The sequence below is a fragment of the Methanolapillus millepedarum genome, from assembly GCF_032594115.1.
Lineage (GTDB): Archaea > Halobacteriota > Methanosarcinia > Methanosarcinales > Methanosarcinaceae > Methanolapillus > Methanolapillus millepedarum.
The window spans coordinates 474,654-495,130 of record NZ_CP131060.1 but is presented as its reverse complement, the minus strand read 5'-3'; the positions used below and the strand labels follow the sequence as shown (position 1 = coordinate 495,130).

The window sequence follows — 20,477 nt, the reverse complement described above, 5'->3', positions numbered from 1 at the left end:
TGTGTTATAAAATCAATAATTTAAAAGTCAATAACCTATAAAAATCAATAACGGATCAATATGGAAATTTCAACCGAATCGGGATCTTGTACGCCCAAAAACCCCGTCAACGCCTCCAAATCATGCCGGAGCATGATTGAAGAGTCCGCCGCGTCTCTCGCGCAATCTCTCGGAGCGGTCGCTGTTTTTGTATTCGGGGACCTCAGCCTTGAAGACTTTGGTCAAATTCCGGTCATTAATATTTCTCTTCACCTAAAAACCGTGATTGAAAAGCTTTCGTTTATCAAACAGGACAATCAGCCCCACATCAAAGAAGTGGCCGGCGCCATTAAAAAGGAAGCCGAAAGCAACGCGTCCATGCTTCAAACCGCCGCCGCCATTGAATACGCGCTCGGCAACATCGATATGGGCATCGTGGTCGGGATTGTTCATTTCCATGAATCATATTCCATCGTTGTTCACAACATGGCGGAAAGCAACACCATCCGGCTGCTTCGCGAATGTGAAAAGCGAATTTCCCCGGAGACGCTGCGCAGTGTTCTTCATTTGTCGCTCAGCATCGCGACCAAAGGACGGGAAGGAAAAAAAGTCGGAACCGCATTCATCATCGGGGACGAAGAAGAAGTGATGTCGCGTTCTCATCAAATGATTTTAAACCCGTACAAATCCCAGGAAGCTGTTGAAATCAATATCAACCGGAAGGAAAACTGGGAATCCGTCATGGGATTTTCACAATTGGACGGCGTGTTTATTGTATCCGCCGCCGGCGAAATTTTGGCGGCCGGCCGTTACTTGGATGTCGATACCCGGGACTTGAATCTTGAAAAAGGACTCGGAACCCGGCATTTGTCGTCAGCGTCCATTACGCGCGATACGATCGCCTTAGCTGTTATTGTTTCAGAATCCGGCGGAACGGTCCGGATGTACATGGACGGCAAAGAAGTGATCTTTATCGACCCGTTCCAATCCGTGATGGAAATCGACGGGGAAACGGTCTCCTAAAAAATCCGCTACGCGAATTTTTTAAAGGGCGGGGGGAGTTCTGAATCCATAAGTTCGCTGCGCGAATGCTCCCTTCGGTCGCTTAATGCAGGTTTTTCTTTTTCCGATTTGTCCCTTCTGTTTCTGACAATACAGTTGCTTCTTGGTACCGTTTGCATCTTCTGTTTCTGACAATACAGTTGCTTCCTGTTCCGATTCGCATCTTCTGTTTTCAGTCCGATTGCACCTGCTGTCAACTGTTCCAATTTGCACCGGCCGTTAGCTGTTCCAACTCCAATTGTTCACGGTATCCGCTTAAACAGACGCGATGCGCGTCTGTTTAAACGGGACTGTTCGATTGGTTAAAAGAAGCCGGACATAAATCGGACGAAACGATTCAAAAAGAAAAAGAGTCGCCTCAACACATACGCTTGCCGCTCTTTTCAAAAAAGAAAATAAAAAATTATTTAAAATTCATCATCAAATTTTCCATCATGACGCTTTCGCAGTAAGCACATCTCAAAAGAAGAGCGCCGGTGTGGCATTCTTTGACGATAAAACGGCTATCGATCGGCTCGTTGCTGTTGGAAATACAATTCGGGTTGACGCATTTGACAATGCCGTTGACGCATTCGGGCGTTTTCACTTGCTTCTTTTCGATCACTTCAAAATGACGAATAATGTTGACGGTGGCTTTCGGCGACAAAAGCGAAATCGCCGCAACCTCTTTTTCGGTCAATTCTTTCCCTTCGATTTTGACGACATCTTTATCGCCGCGCGCGCCGCCCGCGTTCATCACGACACTGACCGTGTTTTTGAAATTTTCGCCGACACTGATGATCTTTAAAACATTGAGCGCTTGCCCGGGCGTGATATGATCGATCACGGTTCCGTTTTCAATCGCTTTAATCCGGAGGTCGTTTTTGTCTCCAAGTTTCTTGGAGCGGGTGACTGTTTTTTCGATTTTGTTCTCCATTTTTTCAATAAAACTTTCTTTGTCGGCGCGGCCGGCTCTTTCATCGCTCATAAGTCCACCCCCAAAACTTTACACAAAATCGCCATTCGAACCGGAACGCCGTAAAACGCCTGTTTGAAGTAAGCGGCATGCTCTGTTTTATCGACCGCCGGGGATATTTCGTTCACACGCGGAAGCGGATGCATGATTTTCAAATTCGGTTTACACCCTTCAATCAATTCTTCCGTGATACGCATGCTGTTTGAGACGCGGTTAAATTCCGCCGGGTCGGGAAAACGCTCTTTTTGAATGCGCGTCATGTAAAGAACATCGACCTCTTCAATGACGTCTTCCATGGAATGGGCAATATGAACTTTGATGTCGCGCGCTTTTAAATCGTCAACGATGCGCTTGGGAAGCTCGAGTTCCCGAGGAGAAACAAGGTTGATCTGCGCACCGTAGCGGGAAAGCGCGTAGCAAAGAGAATGAACCGTCCGGCCGTATTTTAAATCACCGGCAAGCGCAATGTTGAGATGATCAAGACGACTTTCACGCCGGATCGTATAAAGGTCAAGAAGAGTTTGAGTCGGATGGTGGCCGGCACCGTCGCCGCCGTTAATGATTGGAGAAGAAGAAAATTCGGAAGCCATCAGAGCGGCCCCTTCGCGCGGATGGCGCAGAACAACGGCGTCGGCATATCGGGAAACCACCCGGATGGTGTCGGCAAGCGATTCTCCTTTGGCAATCGAACTGGCTTCCACCGACCCCATATTGATGATTTGGCCGCCGAGACGAAGCATCGCGGTTTCAAAAGACATGCGGGTCCGGGTACTGGGTTCAAAAAAGAGAAGGGCCAGCAATTTCCCGTCCATGATTTTGGTTGTTTTTTCACCCCGCGCGATCGGTTCTAATTTTTCCGCCATGTCCAATATTTCGTCAAGCATTTCCCGAGAATATTCACGGGTCGATATAATATGATGTAGCGGCTGCATAGTTGTTCCTTTTTCATTTGATTTTTCTAAATGGAGAAGATAATGAAAGAATTGAATATAAATGTAGTGGAAACTTCTTTAAAGAAAAATCAAAGAGCAACATAATCCGCAGTTTGCAACGGGGAAGGAAATGGAAAAGCAGGAGGGGAGAAATGAAAACAAGAAAAACAAAAAACAGATAAAGAAAACCAGAAAAAGAAACAAAAAAAAGGAAAACAAAAAAAACAATTACAGGAAAATGGTAAAAATAAGTACACTGGCCGGGATTCGAACCCGAGTTCAAGCGTTGGCAACGCCTGGTGATAACCACTACACTACCAGTGTACGCTGAAAATAAAGCGTCAACAAATTAAATTAAAATTCAATTTTGAGTATAAATTGATTTTGATACCAAATGCCCAAAGCCGGACTTGAACCAGCGACAACTGCCTCTTCAGGGCAGCGCTCTCCCAACTGAGCTATTTGGGCGCTTGTTGGTTTTAAATTAATTTATAATTTGTTTGATTCGTTTTTAAGTGGGCCCGCTGAGATTCGAACTCAGGACCTCCGCCATGTCAAGGCGACGTCATAACCATCTAGACCACGAGCCCACGACTATATTTAGTCAAAACACTTTCAAATAAATCATTCAAACCGAATGATTTTTGAATTGATTTTGATTTCATTTTTGACAACAATCCGCTTTCCTCGGGCTTATTACCGCCCCGATTCTGACCGGCTGTGCAACTCTGATAAATAGTATAATCGTATATAAAGGTTTTGCGAAAAGGGGTTTGGGGAATTAAAATGAACGGGAAAGAGTGGGAACGTGTGAAAATGACTTAAGGGCACTGCAATGGTTTTACATATTTTCGCTCAACTTTCGATTTAAAAAGGAAAGAGCTAAGACCGCATCTTCCGCTTTGACATCAACGGAGTTGCCATTCGCAATCCATTTTTCTAATTTATCCAGCGTATCCGGCTCGGCAAGATTTGTTTCCCGGGCGGTTTGAATCAAATAATCATACGTCCGGTCCGGGTAATAAACCGATGACGCCAGGTTGAAAAGCGTTTCTTGTTCAAAGTCCGATAAAACCGATTCGGAAACGGCTTTTTGAAATGTCGCCCGAATATTGACCAACGCTTCCGACAGCGGCGCGTTTGAAAACGGGTCGCAAATAACCGCAACTTCGTCATCGGATTCGATGATTTTGTTTTTGTACAGAGAAAAGATCGTTCCGATTCCGGTCATTCCGAACGCGTCCATTTCAGACGCCCGAAGCGCCCCCATGCTGGAGGATCCCATAACGAAAATACCATCGGAAAGCGCGTGAAGAATTTCACGGTGACCGACGGAACAGTTTTCAAAAAAAACGCCGTCAATCAGACAAATAAAACGGGCGCCGTCTTTTTCCGCTTTTTCAATATCCCCGCGCGACGCCGGCGGCCGAAAATCCAAGACCGGCAAAACGTCGCCGGAGAACAAAGATCTCGCGGACTCCAAATCTAATGTCGGGCCTAGGAATATAACGGCTTTTTGTGTCATAGGATTCACGACAATGGTCCCTTTTCAGTATTATAATCACATTAAAATTAATACAATATTGCTGTCCTCGGTTACGTTTCCGGAACATAGCGCCGTCTTCTTTCGCCGGTCCGCCCGACTTTGGCGCGCGCTTCTTTAAAACGAAGGCCGGCGCGCGTCGAATCCATCGCAAATATTTCAAGACCGGGAACAATCACCCGGACAACCGGAATGCCGAGTTCCGGACGTGTCAGATCTTTGACAATGACGGAAGACAAACCGGCTTCATTAAGCCGTAAAACTGTTTCTTTAATCTCATCCAAAAAATCACGGTGAGAAAGACACGGAATCTCGGAAAAAGAAATTTTTTCAGATTCGAGAAACCACTTGGCATTTAACCGTTTTGTCCGTTCGTATCCCATCTGTTTTCGAAAATCCGCAACCGTCGTATCCTCGCGGGCGCCGTGAATTTGCGTGGCCCGGCTTTGAGCGACTTCCGTAAGCGCTCGAAACACCGCGATTTTCGGCGACGAATGCGTTCCCATGCCGAGGCACAGAAGAGACGGATCCTTAAGCGTCACATCGTCGGCAATCGCCGCGATTGTCGGAATACCGATGTCGCTTGTAATGTCGCGCAAAACAACATGGACGCCTGCGTTTTCAAAAAGAGAAAGGAGGCGGCAGATGTCTTCGTCATCTATGTCAATAATTGCCCGGCCGCCGGTTTTGTTCGCTTCGCATAAAGACCAGGCGTCACGTTCGATGACTTCGCACAAAGCATGATAAACGGCCTCTTCAAGTGTATTTCCGGAAGCGATCCCGTTTGTGTTTGTCCGAAATAAGGAATAATAGGGAGACGGCATCGGATGGTAAACCGCGTTGGCCGGAACCAAAACGGGAGATAATTTAAGAGAATATGAATTCATATTTCCGGGGCAAGAGCCGGTATTTTTCGAATTGTCGGAATCTGATTCCGCCGAATTCTTTAAAAGTTCCAAGATCAATTCTTCCCCGCAAACCCACGGAATTTCAGCGTCCGGATCGGTTTCATCCGGCAAAATCAATTCAACGGGGTCCGGACATTTTTCCTTTTCTTTCAAATCAGGATATTTCATCATAAAAAGTTCTTTCACGTCGTCTTTGGTCAACTCCGCCGAATACCGCTCAAGCCCCTCCATAATCGCCGAAACACGGGCGGCAACAGGCGTCACGCCTTTTCCGTTGTAGACCGAAATGGCGCCGTAAGCCGCTCCCGGGCGGATGCAGGAGAAAACCGGAATATTCAGGCGGTCCAGTTTTGTAATGTCGGCAACACGTGTAATTCCGGCGGTTTCAATAAGCCCTTCGACGAAACCGAAAGTTTCATCCGGCGACCTTGATCGGTGCGTCTCCTTTTGATAAACCTTCGGACAAGATTTGAGTTCCATGATATCACATTTTCAAAAAACAATAAAACATTTTCGCAATAAAAGAACCGAAATGATTTAAATCTTCGGAAAAATGATTTTGAAATGTGAAATAAAATGAAAAATAAAAATGAGAAAATAGGAAGAAATAAAAATCGTTTGCCGCTTTTATAAGAAATCCGATTTTCCAATCGACAACGTTGTCTTTCTCCCTGTCGGCAAAACCTGAACAACCAGCGTTCCGCATTTCATCCGCTGAAGCGCTTTTTTAAATTCAAGCGGATGCCGGACTTCGGCAACCGGCCCGAATATGCTGACCGGAAAGCCGGAACCGGAACTTAAACCTTCATACTTAAAGGAAGGTGTCCACAATTCGGTATCGGCACATTCATCCAAAACCACCAAAAGACAATTGGACGGATTTTTAATCCCGAGAGACGCCATTGTTGCGGTTTCAAGCATCTCAAAAGAGGAGATGACGCAGACTTCTTTCGCATCCAACCCGCCTCCTTCAAAAGAAGAAAGGCGGGGACCGAAATCTGAAAAAACTCCCAAGTAAGCGTTGAGCGGCAAAGAGGAAGAAGATAAACCGGAAGACTCAAACGTACCGTTTCCGGCTAAAACAGAGTCGGGATAAAGAGCCGACACCATTTCAAAAATATCTTCCCGTTTCATTTCCGCGTTATTGTTCGCCGGGCGGTTTGGCGTTTGGTTCTGAAGAAAATAATCCTGTGCCATGTTTTCTCTCAATCCTTTTTCAAATATTTGAATCCTTTCCTTTTAGTTTCCGGTGATGCTCATCTCGGAAATCCGGACCTAAGGCGTGACAATATTTCCGACTTTGCGCGCATAAAGCCCCGCGCCATCAATTTTGGACAGCATATCGTAAATATTTCCGGAAATCATAACGGATTTGACCGGCATTGTAATCTCTCCGTTTTCAATAATGAACGCGTTTCGTCCCTCGACGGAAAAGTCGCCCGAAATCTCATTGGCGGTGTGCGCGCCGATAACTGTATGAACATAAAGGGCGTGCTTTGTTTCGTTGACAATATCGCTTTGCGGAAACTGAACAATTAAATTGCTGATGTCAACGGCCGGAACGGATGAATAAGAATTCCGGTAACCGTTTCCGGTGCTTTTGACGTTGTCTTTTCCGGCGGTATAACTGTCATAGAGATAGGATTTTAAGTACCCGTTTTGAATCACGTCGGTTCTCTGCGTCGGCGTTCCTTCATCGTCAAACGGTCCGCTGCCGATTCCTCCCGGAAGGGTGCCGTCATCAATGATTGACAAATCCTCCGACCCGATTTTTTGGTTGAGTTTTCCAACCAAACCGGACCGCTCTTTTTGAACATTGTCGGCATCAATCGATAATGTGAACGTATTTTCCAAAATATCCGAAAACGCAAACGAATGGAATATGACCGGCAACTTTGACGTCGGGATATGCGCGCCTTTCACAGACTTTTTGGCCAGTGTGCCGGCATTTTGACCGATTTTCGCAAAATCAATGTCTTTTGATCTCGATACTTCGTAATCATAGGCCGTGGCTAAGCTTTCGGAACCCAAATTGCTTTCGGCCACCACATCAATGTACCCGGATATTCCCGTGCCCTTCTTTTTGGCAAAAACACCGTTGGTGTTCATGACAAGAAGGTGGGAAATCGACCGCGAGAAACTGCCGGAAGTCGGCTCGACTCCGGCGACTTCCTTAGCGCTCGAAATCATGTCCATTGTCTTGTCAATACATTCTTCAAGCGTCATCCGAATAATCTTTTCGTCAAAAAGACCATCTATCGGTTTGTAATCCGCTTTTTCGGGCAAACTTTTGAAATACGGGTCGGGATCCATGACCTTGGCGGATTCAACGGCATTTTTCACACTATCCAAGAGACTGGATTTCACATTCGTCCCGGAAAAACCCACAGCGCCGTTGATAATGGCACGAACGCCGTAACCGGTGTTTGTGCTGCATCGGGCGGTTTCGATGATGTCGGTTTTAAAATTGATAATTGTCGCGCGTTTCATCGAATAAATGATTTCGGCATCCGTCGCCCCAAGACTTTGAGCGTACTGAAGCGCCTTTTCAATATCGTCTGTTACGCTTTCAAAAACCTGCTTCTCATCTTTTTCGGCGTCTAAAATACAATCCATTTAGGCGCCTCCGACCGTTGCTTTGGAAATAGAAATATGCGGCGCGCCATCCGACACCGGAACGGTTTGCCCGGCTTTTCCGCAGTGTCCGGGCGCCAGCTTGAGATCGTTGCCGACATGTGTGATATGGTTGAGGATTTCAAGAACTTGGCCCGAAAGAGACACGTCACGAACCAATTCCGCGATTTCGCCGTTTCGAATCATGTATCCTTTCTCGGCGTTAAACTGGAAAATGCCTTCCCCGGTGTTGACCTGACCGCCTCGGGATCCGATAAGATATATGCCGTCTCTCACGTCTTCTAACATTTCTTCAAATTTCGTCTCTCCGTTTTCAATGTAAGTGTTGCTCATCCGGACAACCGGAATGGAATATCCTTGGGACCGGGCGTTTCCGGAACGGCAACTGAAGATACCGGACGTTTCCCGGGAATGCAGGTAGGAATTCATCGTCCCGTTTTGAATCAATACTGTTCTTTTTGGCTCGACACCTTCCGCGTCAAACGGATAATAACCGTATTCATGAAGCGTAGGGTCGTCAACCACCGTAATAAGCGGAGATCCGACTTGAGTTCCCATCCGGTCTTTTAAAACCGAATCGTTTTGAAGGACCAGGTCTGCTTCGGAAGCGTGCCCGACGGCTTCGTGCGTAAAAACGCCCGCCAGCTCCTGGTCCAAAATGACCGGCATTTGTCCGCCTTTCGGCGTTTTGGCGCTTAACATCTCTTTAGCCGTTTGCGCCGCATTTTTCGCCAGTTCGTACGGATCGAATTTCTGAAATATTTCATACCCGGAAATGTTAAACTTGCTTTCCCGGCCCACTTGGTAAACACCGTTTTCGGAAGCAACTGCCGCCACGGTAAATCCGGTCCGCACCAATTGATATTCCGCTTCGATTCCTTCCGAATTTTCGTAACGTGTCTTTAAAATGCTTTCCGAATAGGAAACGCGCGTATTTTTAATGCCTTCTTCCTTGGCGAATTTTTCGACTTCACGCAGCATCTCTACTTTTTCTTCAACACTAATGTCTTCCGGATTGATTTTGGCAACCGGAATATCTCGAATAGTCGGTTTTGAAATCGGTTCAAACTTAATTTTTTCTTTCGGTGTCTTTTGATTCATGACGATGGCAAGATCGGCCGCGTTCTGAATGCCGCTCTTGATGTCGGCATCGCCCTCAACCGATGTATAGCCCCACGAACCGTCCGCAAGCGCCCGGATTCCGGCGCCCTTGGTGTAGTTTTTGGAAATATTTTCGATTTTTCCATTGTCCAGGACAATGACCATTGATCGTCCTTCAATATGGTTCGAATCGAAAAATTGAATATTTTTCATCTTTTTTTGACCCCATGTTTTATTTTTAATGCCTTCTTCTGTTTTTGCTTTCGTTTTCAACCCGATAATCCGTTTTTCATTTTTCGTTGGTGTTTTTCGTTTATCTGCTTCTGATTTTATGCCACGTTTTTTGCTTCAATGCCTTCAATTGATTTTTGTTAATTTTATTTTATTATTTTATTTTATCCATTATTATTTTATTCAATTCAAATTCGTTTATGATTCAAATACGATTCATTCATTCGAATGACTTATGGTTTATTTTATTAATTTTTATAGGTTTCTGTATATTTATTCAAAATATTTATATAAAAATTAACAGATATATATCTCTTCAGGGCAACTTATATAAATTTAAACCGATATTTTGCTTTAGTGATTTAAATGATCGGACTTAAAGAAATGGCATTTGCTTTTGTTGGAACAGCGATTTTATCCGCAGTCATTTTTGCTTGGTATGCGTTTGGTACTGACTTTTTCAACTTTGATTACACCAGCAACACGCAGCAATTTATTGCCACATTCGTGGGCGTTGCCATTTGTTTGGTGACATATGTGATTGCCAAGCCGCAATCTTAAGCGTTCAACCGTTAACAATTAATAAGACATTCATCAAACCGGCCGGTTTTGATGAATATTTTTTTACGGCCTTTAAACCGTATTCCTATTTTTTAAATATGGTAAAAATTGCTGCCAATCTTTTTTGTTTCCAAGTTTCGGGATTTCAATCAGCCATTCCCGCCCGTTTTATGATTTTCATCCATTAAATTTGAGAGGATGTTGTTGTTTTTAAAAAAAGTAAAGCAATGAAGCCAATTTGTCTTCATTGCTTATACAATTGCTGTTTTGTTTATTCGGAACGTTCCGGTTTTAAGGCTTCCGTCAACTTTTTGAGGAAAGCCTCTTTTTTGGGTCCGTCTACCAAAGCGTATTCCAAAACTTCGGTGATGGTTGAAACTGTCACAATTTCAATAACGTCTTTGTAAGCGTCTTCGATCATCACATCAAGTTCATTCGACTTCGGAATAATGACTTTTTTGATACCGGCTTGAGCGGCCGCCTCAATTTTATAAGTGACGCCGCCAACCGGGAGCACATCGCCGCGGACGGAAAGAGATCCGGTCATGGCAACGGATTGGTTCACCGGGATGTTTTCATAAGCGGATAAAACGGCGGTCGCAATTGAAATGGACGCGCTGTCCCCTTCCACCCCTTCATAGGTTCCGACGAACTGAATGTGAATATCAATGGCCTCAATATTCCTTCCGGTCACCTTTTTAATCACAGCCGACACGTTTTTCACAGCTTCGCGAGCAATGGTTTTAAGTTGTCCCGTCGCAATGATGTTTCCTTCCGAACCGGAAAGAGACGGCGTGACTTCCGAAAGAATCGGGAGAACGATTCCCGAATCGCCGCCGATCACGGCAAGACCGTTCACACGGCCGATTTCGCCGCCGCCCCGAAGGAAGGATTCATAATCCTTTTTGTTTTCCAGATAGCGGTCCGCCAGCTGCTGCTCAATGGACCTTGAAATCTTCTTGGCACGCAGAACATGGCTTGCGGTTGTGTATGGCGCGCCGTCGGCGCCGGCCAAATCGCCGGCCACCCGGACAAGTCCGCCCAAATCTCTCAGGCGGAGCGTCAAATGTCCTTTCTTCCCGGAACGGCGCTTGGCCTCCCGGATGATTTCTTTGACAGCGTCTTCGTCAAACTGCGGAATCCGGCCGTCGCGCATGACTTCTTGGGCCACGAACCGAATATACTTATCACGGTTTTCGGGCGTGTCCGGCATGGAGTCGCGCATATAAACTTCGTAACCGTATCCTTTGATTCTTGAGCGAAGCGCCGGATGCATTTTTTCAAGCGCGTCAACGTTTCCGGCGGCCACCATGATAAAGTCGCAAGGAACCGGTTCTGTTTTGACAAGGGCGCCCGAACTTCTTTCGGACTGCCCGGTAATCGCGTACTCTTTTTCCTGAAGCGCGGTGAGCAAACTTTGCTGAGATTCAATGCCCAATATGTTGATTTCATCTAAAAACAAAACGCCCTTGTGGGATTTGTGAATGTCCCCGGCTTCCACACGGTCGTGCGCCGGCGTTTCAAGGCCGCCGGACTGGAACGGGTCGTGACGGACATCGCCGAGAAGAGCGCCCGCGTGAGCGGCTGTCGCATCCACATACGGCGCATGCTGCTTATTGTAATTGGACACCAACAACTTCGGAATGAGCGCGTCGTCCCGTCCGATAAATTGACGGGCCAGCGTCATGAATAAAATACAAACGAAAAGCCCGATCAGAATTTGGTTGGTGATGACGGCGTAAATCATAATGCCGACCATCAACACCAACATAATCATGGTTTTGGATTGCGATTTTTTTTGCGCTTCGGCGCGGTGGGCCGCAACGATTTCCCGTCCCTTTCCGGCCGGCACCCGGCGGATACGCGGATTGTTGTTGTCTTCGGCGTTCGGGTAGACCAAAATGTCTTCCAATTCTTCTTTGGGTAAAAGTTCCGCCATCGCTTTCGCCAGAAGAGATTTTCCGGTTCCCGGCGTTCCGATCATCATCACGTGACGCCGTTGGCTGGCGGCTTTTTTCACGATTTCGACAGCATCCTCCTGCCCCAAAATCTGATCAATCAAAAGTGGCGGAACATTGATTTCTCCCGTGTTTTTAAATTGAATTCCAAGCTCAATATTTTCATTGTCGTTTGGAATATCCTTAATTTTCACATTTTGAGATTTCAAATCCGACGATTCCGGATTCGATTGGTCAGAGAACTCTTCATTTTCCACAGCGTATTCCGTGAGTCCTTTGAAAGTATCCATTGTTATCACATATTATTTTTAAAAAAAAGATGTAATTGTTGAATCTATTTTAATTTATGGATTTTGTTGACGATAAATAAGATTGTTACTTATAACAAACAGTTATATAAGAATTTAACTTTTAGCCCACGTCATCTGATATTCGTTCTGAGGATGTTCTTTTTAATATCTAAAATGTCATCCGAATGACAACAAATGAATCAAGCGGATAAAAACCAAACTTAAAATAGAATTGGCACTTTCATCTGTTAAAAAACCCCGGCGATTCTATGAAACCGATTCATGTCCTCATTTTGATGCTTGCGTTATCCGCTCTTCTTATTTTTTTGGCGACGTTTCACGTTTCCACCGGAATTCAAACGGATATTGACGTTCAGGAAATGACCATGACTTTTCACGGGATGGACGCAACCGCTGAAATCCGGTACCAAATCGGTCTTCTAACGCATATTTACGCGTTCTTTTTTGGCGGCCGGAATTTGGATCCATACATCAGCGACTTTCTGGTCGGCTTTCCGGATTATAAAATTGTATCTGTCGGCAGCGAATCCGCAACTGTTGAACTGTACAACGTCACCCGTGTCAGCAACAACTATTATCTGCACGATTCCCACCAACTGGGCAGTTCAGCCGACTCGTTGGTTTTAGTCTACCCGAACGGGCAAACAAAAACATACGAAAACGTTTCGGAAACGCCAAACACGTTCTATGAAAGATAAATAACAAATGATTCAAAAACCGGATTAGATGAACTAAAAAATAAAATTAAAATATAATAAAATAAAATAAAATTAAAAAATAAAAAAACAATTGCAATACCTGTATGTCACTGGCATTCGCAATCGGTTTTATAAATCTTAATGTCCAGCTCTTCCGCAAACAATGGGCCGCCGGCGATGCCGAAAGATTTGAAGTGGTCGGAAGCAACATGTTTATCGAAAATTTCTTCTGATCTCCACTGTTCCACCATCATGTAAGCGTTTTCTTTTTCAGTGCTTTCGTAAAGCGAATAGCTGATGCAACCCGGCTCAGCACGGCTTTTTGCAATCAGCGGTTTTGTGATTTTTAAAAATTCCTCTTTTGTCTCGGGTTTGATTTTGATTTGAGCTAAAACGATCAACATAATAAAAACCTCCGCCAATGTGTTAAATTGCATTCGTTATATAATTTGGCATTCTGTTTAAAAATTATTAAAGATGTCAAATTCGTTGTTTTCCTCAAACCGGACGCCTTTGGCTAACAACTTCAGAGGTTTTGAATCCACATTATATCCGTCAACCGTTACCAAAAAGTTGTCCACGGTCCAAATATAACCGGCTGCTGTTACCGCCTCATTTCCAAGTCCGTCGCTTTCGTCAGGCACATATGAATAAGAATAACGGTAACCCGGCATGGAATTAACGGCGGCTTTTATGATGGAACGGTCTTGTTCGCCCGACCGGTTAAAATGAAACGCAGCAAGACCGGCGGCCATTGCCGTCGCGTTTTCCTTGGAATCCGCAGCGACGACGTTCACATAAGCAAAACCGGTCGGCGTTTTGTTCGGGTTTTCCCCGGGACCTTTCATCCAATTGTTCGTTTTGGAGAAATATGAAATGATTTCAAAGCGCGGCATTTCCCAAAACTCAAGCGTAAATGGAGAGATTTGTTCTTGGTAAGTCACATACACATAAAACCCGGAATATCCGGGATAAGCCTCGGAAATGGAAGAGGCAGTACTGACCGATATCTTTGAATCCGGTGTTTTGTTGTTGTCCCCTTTCAAAAACGGCAAAACTTTTTGGAGCTCAGTCACCATATTTTGGAAAAAATAGAGTGTTGGAGTTGAATAGATTTGGGTGCCGTCAGAGCTTTCATAACCATAAAAGTAGATGGAATCCGTTTTTATGTAATGAAATCCGGCCGGACCTTCGACTTCAACCATTTCGGGAGAAAGCGTCCAATCAGGGTCAATAGCACCGCTCTCTGTGACAGCCGCAAATACCACGGCTGTCAGAATGAGTAACAAAGAGACAAAGCCAATAATTTTCTCTTCCGTGTTGAGCATTGTTTTCCTACACTTTTGATTTTGTATGGGTTTCTATGTTATTATTCCTATATAATTTCCATATAATTTCTATATAATTTTCCTGTATCGTTTTGTTCAATCAAAAACAAACGGCAAAGTATTAATATTATCTATATTGTATTATATTAAATTGCATATATTTATGCAAAATCTCACCGCTTATTAATAGAAATAATTATTAATAAGAATGTTTTATTATGACTGTTTATCTTTCATCAAAAAGGAGGAAATGATATGGATTTTACAACACTTTTTAAAGCGCCCGAATCCGAGGGAAAAGAAAAACACGTTCCGATTATTGAAATCTTAAAAAACCACGGTGGAAAAAATGAAACTCTTGTGCTTGTGACCGTCGGAAAAGAAGTTCCGCACCCAAACACCATTGAACACCACATCGTCTGGATTGAACTCTTCGGAATCAAAAAAGACACCAACCAAGTGATTTGCCTCGGACATCAAAACTTTGCGCCGACTTTTACGGAACCGACTTCCAAATTCAAAGTCAAGATTGATGATTTTAAAGCCCTCGGCGCCTTAGCTTACTGTAACATTCATGGCGTTTGGAAAAACACCCTTGATCTTTAAATAAAATCTCGAAAGAAATGATTTCCCCCAATCATTTCTTTCCCTTATTCTCTTTTTGAATTCATCCCGACGAAATGATTCCGGATAAGATGGTTATTTTCGGTTTTTTAAAGCCGGCCCTTCATTTTTCATAACTAAAAGAAAAGACAACGCTGTAACGCGCGCGTATGCTGCCGGCAAAGGAAAAACAAAAAAAGAACGGAAAAGCGTTATTGGAAAACTTTTTCCATTCGAATCAACGCTTCTTTAATTCTGTCAACCGACGTCGCATAAGATATACGGATATTGTTTTTACCGGATTCGCCAAAGGCAATTCCGGGAGATACAGCCACTTGCGCTTCGTCGAGCAAACGGTCGGTAATACGGGCGCCCGGTCCGAATTCGCCGACATCGGGATACGCGTAAAACGCGCCGTCCGGCATCGCGCATTTGAGACCGAGTTTTAAGAGGCCGTTGACAAGAACACTCCGCCGCTCTTTGAATTCCTTTTGCATATTCAAAACGGTATCTTGAGGACCTGTTAAAGCTTCAATGCCGCCGTACTGAACAAAAGTGGTTACGTTGCTGATGGAATGGCTTTGAATTTTTTCAAGGCTTGGGAACACGGATGCCGGCGCGTTGAGGTAGCCGAGGCGCCAACCGGTCATCGCATAAGCTTTTGAAAAACCGTTAATCGTAATCGTCCGGTCGGCCATGCCGTCCATGGACGCGATACTGATATGCTTTTTGTCGTAAATGATTTTTTCATAAATTTCATCCGACAACACAAAAAGATTGTGATCATTCGCCAAATCAGCGATTTCCTGAAGATGCGATTTGTCAAAAACAGATCCTGTCGGGTTACAGGGCGTGTTTACGACAATCATTTTCGTTTTAGACGTCACGTATTTGGATAAATCATGAAGCGGCTGATATTTATTTTCGGGATCTGTCGGGACCCAAACAGTTTTTCCGCCCGCCATTTGAATGCAAGCGTCATAAGAAACCCAAGACGGGTCCATCAAAAGAACTTCATCGCCTTCATCAATCAAAGTCATCATGACTTCAAAAATGCCTTGCTTTGCGCCGGGCGTCACCATGACGTTGGACGCTTTCGTATCAATCTTATTTTCCGTCCGAAGCTTCTCTGCAATCGCTTCCCGAAGCGCGGGAAGCCCGACCGCCGGGGAATAATGCGTTTCTCCGGCCTTCATCGCTTCAATTGTTTTGTCCATGATGTTTTTGGGCGTGTCAAAATCAGGTTCCCCCAACGTAAAATTGATGACATCGACACCTCGGCTCATCAAATCCTTTGCCCTTTTTGAAGATTTCATCGTTGCCGATTCTTCCACCCGCGCCAGTCGCGAAGAGATCATAATATTCATTCCCGTCCGTCAATCGTTATTTTTCAAAAAATGAATAAAAGCAAAATAAATTTTAAACCATTATATTGAACAATCTGTGAAATTGTCTTTCTTTTTTACTTTATTGGTCGTTCCAAATAAGAATAAGAAATTGTTTTTTATTCTTATTTAATTCTCTGGCACAATTTAACGGCGGCTTCCACAGCTCTTTTGGCGTAATCCATCCGCTCCATCGCCTGCATGCGCGTCATGCCCGGGCCGGAAATGCCAAGCGTCACCGGTTTTCCATACTCAAGTGACAGGTCCGTCATTTTCCGGGTCACCTGCGCCACAACGACTTCATCGTGTTTTGTGTCGCCTTCAATCACGCAACCGATCGTCACGACCGCATCGATGTTTTTATCTTCACACATCTTTTTAATCGCAAGCGGCATATCGTACGCGCCGGGAACGTAAATTTTTTGAGTCACTTTCGCGCCCAAGAATTTTGCGTGTTCTTCACCCAAGATTTCCATTTGATACGTGATATCGCGGTTAAATTCCGCAACAACAAAACCGATATTGATTGCCATTTTAGAACTCCTTTGAATAGAATTGAATCTGTTGAAAAATTTAAATTTATAAATGATATAATCAATAAAATCTGTTTGTACTTACTATTGAACATTTATATATGTTGTCAACCCGCCGGTTATTTCAGAAATTATAATACTGAAAAAATAAAAATTCAAAAAAAGAAAGATAAAATAAATTTACGAAAGCGGTTTTGCGTCTTTGAATCCTTCCCGCTGTCCGGTTCCGGCTTCTTTAATCATTTTTTCCGGGTTGGTGAGCATTTTGACAACATTTTGGGCATGTTCGCGCGACCGCTGCTCCATGAGAAAAGCCAATTCCTTGTCGTCTTTTCCCTCATCTTCATGAACAAAAACCTCGATGATGTGTTTGTTGGTCATGAGTTGCGCCAGAATAATTCCTTGAGACGCCTCATGCGCGCAAATTTTGTCCTGAGGCTGGCGCCCCGGCATCCCAAGCGCTATCACAATATCGCAGTGCTGCTCTTCCAGCAGTTTTTTGGCCGCGACCGGCAAATCTTTAATTCCCGGAACAGTGACGCGAATAATTTTGGCGGAAATCGAATTTTTAAGCTCGTCAATGGCGGCGGCGCCCATGTTGTAACGCGCAAAAGTCGTATCTGCAATTCCAATTGTCGGCATGTCTGAAAAAAAGAATGAAAAATAGATAAATGTATTCATAAGAAAATTAACACAGAATAATGAAAACATAAAATGAAAACATAAGAAAACATAAAATGAAAATAAAAAATGAAAAAGATGAAAAACATTAATTAAACTGAAAATACTTTTTTATTCGTTTTCTATGAACGTGATCATTTTAGACGGCTATGTGGACGAACCGGCCTGTTTCGGCGTCCCGCCTTATCTTTCCCCTTATCCGCGCTATGTCGCGGGCGCGCTTGTTGAGTGCGGCTTTTCCGAAGAAGACATTCTTTATTTGACAATTGACCGGGTCCGAAAAGCCGGAAAAGAATTGGCAAAAACATTCAAAGACGCCGGATGCCTGATCATCATTTCCGGAATGACGGTTCCCGGCAAATATTTGACCGGCGTTCCGATTACGGATGAAGAAATCCGAACTCTTTTCCGCCTGGCCGGCGGCATTAAAATTTTGGGCGGGCCGATTCGCCTCGGATATTCCCAAGAAGGCGGAAAAACCGCGACAGCGACGGAACTGTTCTTGCAAAAAGAGGTTTTGGTCTCCAAAAAGGATATTGAAAGTTTTGTTTTTGACAGATTCAATCCGGCCGAAAGTAAAACCGCCGTCCAAAACGAAATCGGTGCCGATTTGCCGCACCGTTACCGGACCACCAACGAAATCGCGCGTTGGTCCGAAAAAGGCGCGTTTATCGCGGGGAAGCATCCGAATTTTCCGAACATCATTTGTGAAATCGAAACGTATCGCGGTTGCGGACGAAAGAAACATTGTTCTTTTTGTACGGAATCTTTTTACGGCCGCCCGGACTTTCGGGAAGAAGAAGACATTATTGCGGAAGTGAAAAAGCTTTACGACGTCGGCGTCCGGCATTTCCGCCTCGGCCGCCAACCCGACCTGTTCGCCTATAAAGGAATTGACACCGGCGGTCTGATTTTAAAACCGAACCCGTCCGCTATTGAAAAATTGTATTCCGGAATCCGCCGCGTCGCGCCGGATCTCCTGACGCTGCATATGGACAACGGAAACCCGATCACGCTCGCCGAATTTCCGAATGAGTCCGCTGAAATTTTAAAAACAATTGTCAAATATCACACGCCGGGGGACGTCATCGCGATGGGACTTGAAAGCGCCGACCCGGCCGTCGTTGCCGCCAACAATTTAAAAGCGTCGGCCGAACAAGTGATGGAAGCTGTCCGCTTGGTCAACAAAATCGGCGCCGTCCGCGGGAAAAACGGAATGCCGGAAATTTTGCCGGGAATCAATTTCGTTCACGGGCTCTCCGGCGAGACGAAAAAAACATTTCAACTGAATGCCGAATTTTTAAAGCAAGTTTACGACGAAGGACTCATGTTGCGCCGCATCAACATTCGCCAAGTGATGGCTTTTCCGAAAACACCGATTTACGAATCATTGGAAAACAATTTTGAAAAAAGCGACCAAAATCGGTCTCATTCGAACATACGCTCTCATTCGAAACAAAACGATTATTTCAAAGATTACAAAGAAAAAATCCGAAAGGAAATCGATTTGCCGATGCTTCGGCGCGTCGCCCCCGTCGGAACGGTTCTGAGAGACGTGTTCATGGAAATTTATGATACAGAAGCAAAATCCGACCTCACGTTCGGACGCCAATTCGGAACGTATCCGCTTCTCGTCGGCGTTCCCGATAAGTTGGACTTGAACCGGTTTTACGATATTGTGATCACCGGTCACGGTTACCGTTCCGTTTCCGGAATTCCGTATCCGGTAAACGTCAACACCGTGCCGTCCGGGATTCTCAAAGAGCTGCCCGGACTGAATCCATCCATGGCGGAAGAAATTATCCGAATGCGCCCGTATTCCGGAAAAGAAGATCTGATTTTAAGAAGTCCGCACGGAAAATTGATTGAAAAATATGTGTGCTTTGAAGATGAAAAAGAGTAATGATCTTCAAAAATCAATCATTTTAATAATTTATTTATATTTGAAAATCATATGATTACCTATATTTTGAACAATTACCTTTAAAGGTAATTATAGAAAAAATAAGGTAATTATGAACGAATTACAAGATCTGAAAACGCAAAATATTCTGAAATATTTGACAGAACATTTTGGTTTAAACGTTAAAATGACCGATATTTCGGAATCTCAACTGAAGAAACTGCCGCTTTACCTTAGACATCGATATCGGTATAGTTTATTAGAGGTGGAGAATCGTTCGTTGATTTTGGCAGATTGCGAAAACAAAAAAAATGAGCCGGACAGCAAACAGCTCATTCAAGATTCCAAGTCTGTTTCCGAAGCATTCGGACTTAGCTGCCCGGTGATTTTGGCAGTTTCATCTCTAAGCGCGGAGACGAGAAGAAAACTCATTCAAAATAAAATCAACTTCATGATTCCCCAAAATCAACTATATTTGCCGGACCTGCTCATGGATTTGAAAGATCCGGTCCGGCAAAAAAGAAAAACGGAATTCATATCGCCCGCCGCTCAACTTTTGATTTTATATCATCTTCAAATCGAATCTTTGGAAATTTTTTCGCTGAAAGAAATCGCGAAAAAAATAGGATATACACCAAAAACAATTACAGTTGTCGCAAATGAATTGAAATCGAAAGGATTTTGTGAAATTGCCGGCTCCAAAGAAAAAAAACTGATTTTTCCGGAGAGGGAAAAACTGTGGAGTCAAACGGAAAAACAAATGCGTTCTCCGGTTGACCGAATAGTTTATGTCCGGCAAAATGAGAGTCCGCCGCTTTCTGAAATTGAGCTTCCTGAAATTGAATTTTATAAATCCGGCGACCCGGCTTTATCTCATTACACATTCATCGCCGGAGATGAAAAACCGGTTTATGCCGTCTCCCTTTCGGAATTTGAAACCCTTCAAAAATCCGGGTTTTGGAAAAATACAGATGATGTGGAAGGCGATATTTGTATTGAGATTTGGAAATATAATCCAAAAATATTCAATCAAAAAAAATATAAAAACGAATATATAGACCCCTTGTCCCTGTATTTATGTTTCCGGGAAGATGAGAACGAACGCGTTCGGGCGGAATTAAACGAATTGGCACAAAGGGTTTTGACAGAAAATGATTCGGGGACTTGAAAT

General features: G+C 44.2%; 19 protein-coding genes and 3 tRNA genes. 6 read left to right on the top strand and 16 right to left on the bottom strand.

Annotated elements, in window-relative coordinates:
- Positions 1 to 60: 60 nt before the first annotated feature.
- Positions 61 to 1,002, top strand: coding sequence for a DNA integrity scanning protein DisA nucleotide-binding domain protein (locus tag MsAc7_RS02465; RefSeq protein ID WP_338103018.1), 942 nt, complete (start codon positions 61 to 63; stop codon positions 1,000 to 1,002).
- 442 nt (positions 1,003 to 1,444) lie between these two features.
- Here the strand turns inward: MsAc7_RS02465 and pyrI are convergent, their stop codons facing one another.
- From pyrI to MsAc7_RS02415, 10 genes are all read right to left on the bottom strand, one after another.
- Entirely contained in the window at positions 1,445 to 1,957 is a 513-nt protein-coding gene (gene pyrI / locus MsAc7_RS02460) for an aspartate carbamoyltransferase regulatory subunit (protein WP_338103452.1), read from the bottom strand.
- A gap of 47 nt (positions 1,958 to 2,004) precedes the next feature.
- Positions 2,005 to 2,928, bottom strand: a complete 924-nt coding sequence (gene pyrB, locus MsAc7_RS02455; protein WP_338103017.1) for an aspartate carbamoyltransferase — start codon at positions 2,926 to 2,928, stop codon at positions 2,005 to 2,007.
- A 252-nt stretch (positions 2,929 to 3,180) separates the two neighbouring features.
- Positions 3,181 to 3,252, bottom strand: a tRNA-Gly gene (locus MsAc7_RS02450).
- Positions 3,253 to 3,323: 71 nt separating this feature from the next.
- Positions 3,324 to 3,396 (bottom strand) — tRNA-Phe (locus MsAc7_RS02445).
- Positions 3,397 to 3,444: 48 nt separating this feature from the next.
- Positions 3,445 to 3,518 (bottom strand) — tRNA-Val (locus MsAc7_RS02440).
- Between the two features lie 251 nt (positions 3,519 to 3,769).
- The gene (locus MsAc7_RS02435; RefSeq protein WP_338103016.1) at positions 3,770 to 4,453 is read right to left on the bottom strand and encodes a TfuA-related McrA-glycine thioamidation protein; all 684 of its coding nucleotides are present in this window, start codon (positions 4,451 to 4,453) and stop codon (positions 3,770 to 3,772) included.
- Between the two features lie 71 nt (positions 4,454 to 4,524).
- Entirely contained in the window at positions 4,525 to 5,859 is a 1,335-nt protein-coding gene (locus tag MsAc7_RS02430) for a YcaO-like family protein (RefSeq protein ID WP_338103015.1), read from the bottom strand.
- A gap of 147 nt (positions 5,860 to 6,006) precedes the next feature.
- Positions 6,007 to 6,576 (bottom strand): hypothetical protein, encoded by a 570-nt coding sequence (locus MsAc7_RS02425; protein ID WP_338103014.1) that lies wholly within the window; start codon positions 6,574 to 6,576, stop codon positions 6,007 to 6,009.
- 78 nt (positions 6,577 to 6,654) lie between these two features.
- Complete coding sequence (locus tag MsAc7_RS02420) at positions 6,655 to 7,995, bottom strand: TldD/PmbA family protein (protein WP_338103013.1); 1,341 nt, start codon at positions 7,993 to 7,995, stop codon at positions 6,655 to 6,657.
- Entirely contained in the window at positions 7,996 to 9,327 is a 1,332-nt protein-coding gene (locus MsAc7_RS02415; protein WP_338103451.1) for a TldD/PmbA family protein, read from the bottom strand.
- Positions 9,328 to 9,711: 384 nt separating this feature from the next.
- Between MsAc7_RS02415 and MsAc7_RS02410 the strand changes: the two genes are divergently transcribed.
- On the top strand, positions 9,712 to 9,906 hold the full coding sequence (locus MsAc7_RS02410) for a hypothetical protein (protein ID WP_338103012.1): 195 nt from the start codon (positions 9,712 to 9,714) through the stop codon (positions 9,904 to 9,906).
- Positions 9,907 to 10,177: 271 nt separating this feature from the next.
- On the opposite strand, the gene lonB is transcribed toward MsAc7_RS02410, so the two are convergent.
- Complete coding sequence (lonB, locus tag MsAc7_RS02405) at positions 10,178 to 12,154, bottom strand: ATP-dependent protease LonB (RefSeq protein WP_338103011.1); 1,977 nt, start codon at positions 12,152 to 12,154, stop codon at positions 10,178 to 10,180.
- Positions 12,155 to 12,423: 269 nt separating this feature from the next.
- Here lonB and MsAc7_RS02400 point away from each other — a divergent pair, with 269 nt between their 5' ends.
- Positions 12,424 to 12,873: a hypothetical protein gene (locus MsAc7_RS02400; protein WP_338103010.1), complete on the top strand. Its 450-nt coding sequence runs from the start codon at positions 12,424 to 12,426 to the stop codon at positions 12,871 to 12,873.
- A 107-nt stretch (positions 12,874 to 12,980) separates the two neighbouring features.
- On the opposite strand, the gene MsAc7_RS02395 is transcribed toward MsAc7_RS02400, so the two are convergent.
- Positions 12,981 to 13,277, bottom strand: coding sequence for a putative quinol monooxygenase (locus MsAc7_RS02395; protein ID WP_338103009.1), 297 nt, complete (start codon positions 13,275 to 13,277; stop codon positions 12,981 to 12,983).
- 57 nt (positions 13,278 to 13,334) lie between these two features.
- Positions 13,335 to 14,201, bottom strand: a complete 867-nt coding sequence (locus tag MsAc7_RS02390) for a hypothetical protein (protein WP_338103008.1) — start codon at positions 14,199 to 14,201, stop codon at positions 13,335 to 13,337.
- A 255-nt stretch (positions 14,202 to 14,456) separates the two neighbouring features.
- On the opposite strand from MsAc7_RS02390, the gene MsAc7_RS02385 reads away from it, so the two are divergent.
- Positions 14,457 to 14,807: a class II SORL domain-containing protein gene (locus MsAc7_RS02385; RefSeq protein WP_338103007.1), complete on the top strand. Its 351-nt coding sequence runs from the start codon at positions 14,457 to 14,459 to the stop codon at positions 14,805 to 14,807.
- 209 nt (positions 14,808 to 15,016) lie between these two features.
- Here MsAc7_RS02385 and MsAc7_RS02380 read toward each other — a convergent pair whose 3' ends face one another.
- The 3 genes from MsAc7_RS02380 to ribC form a co-directional block, all read right to left on the bottom strand.
- Positions 15,017 to 16,162: a pyridoxal phosphate-dependent aminotransferase gene (locus tag MsAc7_RS02380; RefSeq protein ID WP_338103006.1), complete on the bottom strand. Its 1,146-nt coding sequence runs from the start codon at positions 16,160 to 16,162 to the stop codon at positions 15,017 to 15,019.
- Between the two features lie 152 nt (positions 16,163 to 16,314).
- Positions 16,315 to 16,722, bottom strand: a complete 408-nt coding sequence (ribH, locus tag MsAc7_RS02375) for a 6,7-dimethyl-8-ribityllumazine synthase (RefSeq protein ID WP_338103005.1) — start codon at positions 16,720 to 16,722, stop codon at positions 16,315 to 16,317.
- Between the two features lie 180 nt (positions 16,723 to 16,902).
- Positions 16,903 to 17,364, bottom strand: a complete 462-nt coding sequence (ribC, locus tag MsAc7_RS02370; protein ID WP_338103450.1) for a riboflavin synthase — start codon at positions 17,362 to 17,364, stop codon at positions 16,903 to 16,905.
- Between the two features lie 163 nt (positions 17,365 to 17,527).
- Between ribC and MsAc7_RS02365 the strand changes: the two genes are divergently transcribed.
- Positions 17,528 to 19,306: a radical SAM protein gene (locus tag MsAc7_RS02365; RefSeq protein WP_338103004.1), complete on the top strand. Its 1,779-nt coding sequence runs from the start codon at positions 17,528 to 17,530 to the stop codon at positions 19,304 to 19,306.
- A 286-nt stretch (positions 19,307 to 19,592) separates the two neighbouring features.
- A complete protein-coding gene (locus MsAc7_RS02360) occupies positions 19,593 to 20,474 on the top strand; it encodes a hypothetical protein (protein WP_338103003.1) in 882 nt (293 codons plus the stop codon).
- The last annotated feature ends 3 nt before the right edge of the window (positions 20,475 to 20,477 follow it).

Bases quoted from the DNA above. Each gene is read 5' to 3' on its own strand.
- MsAc7_RS02365 (WP_338103004.1), top strand. From the start codon at position 17,528: ATGAACGTGATCATTTTAGACGGCTATGTGGACGAACCGGCCTGTTTC.
- MsAc7_RS02385 (WP_338103007.1), top strand. From the start codon at position 14,457: ATGGATTTTACAACACTTTTTAAAGCGCCCGAATCCGAGGGAAAAGAA.
- MsAc7_RS02400 (WP_338103010.1), top strand. From the start codon at position 12,424: ATGAAACCGATTCATGTCCTCATTTTGATGCTTGCGTTATCCGCTCTT.
- MsAc7_RS02415 (WP_338103451.1), bottom strand. From the start codon at position 9,327: ATGAAAAATATTCAATTTTTCGATTCGAACCATATTGAAGGACGATCA.
- MsAc7_RS02410 (WP_338103012.1), top strand. From the start codon at position 9,712: ATGATCGGACTTAAAGAAATGGCATTTGCTTTTGTTGGAACAGCGATT.
- lonB (WP_338103011.1), bottom strand. From the start codon at position 12,154: ATGGATACTTTCAAAGGACTCACGGAATACGCTGTGGAAAATGAAGAG.
- MsAc7_RS02425 (WP_338103014.1), bottom strand. From the start codon at position 6,576: ATGGCACAGGATTATTTTCTTCAGAACCAAACGCCAAACCGCCCGGCG.
- MsAc7_RS02390 (WP_338103008.1), bottom strand. From the start codon at position 14,201: ATGCTCAACACGGAAGAGAAAATTATTGGCTTTGTCTCTTTGTTACTC.
- ribC (WP_338103450.1), bottom strand. From the start codon at position 17,364: ATGCCGACAATTGGAATTGCAGATACGACTTTTGCGCGTTACAACATG.
- MsAc7_RS02395 (WP_338103009.1), bottom strand. From the start codon at position 13,277: ATGTTGATCGTTTTAGCTCAAATCAAAATCAAACCCGAGACAAAAGAG.
- ribH (WP_338103005.1), bottom strand. From the start codon at position 16,722: ATGGCAATCAATATCGGTTTTGTTGTTGCGGAATTTAACCGCGATATC.
- pyrI (WP_338103452.1), bottom strand. From the start codon at position 1,957: ATGGAGAACAAAATCGAAAAAACAGTCACCCGCTCCAAGAAACTTGGA.
- MsAc7_RS02420 (WP_338103013.1), bottom strand. From the start codon at position 7,995: ATGGATTGTATTTTAGACGCCGAAAAAGATGAGAAGCAGGTTTTTGAA.
- MsAc7_RS02435 (WP_338103016.1), bottom strand. From the start codon at position 4,453: ATGACACAAAAAGCCGTTATATTCCTAGGCCCGACATTAGATTTGGAG.
- MsAc7_RS02465 (WP_338103018.1), top strand. From the start codon at position 61: ATGGAAATTTCAACCGAATCGGGATCTTGTACGCCCAAAAACCCCGTC.
- MsAc7_RS02380 (WP_338103006.1), bottom strand. From the start codon at position 16,162: ATGATCTCTTCGCGACTGGCGCGGGTGGAAGAATCGGCAACGATGAAA.
- pyrB (WP_338103017.1), bottom strand. From the start codon at position 2,928: ATGCAGCCGCTACATCATATTATATCGACCCGTGAATATTCTCGGGAA.
- MsAc7_RS02430 (WP_338103015.1), bottom strand. From the start codon at position 5,859: ATGGAACTCAAATCTTGTCCGAAGGTTTATCAAAAGGAGACGCACCGA.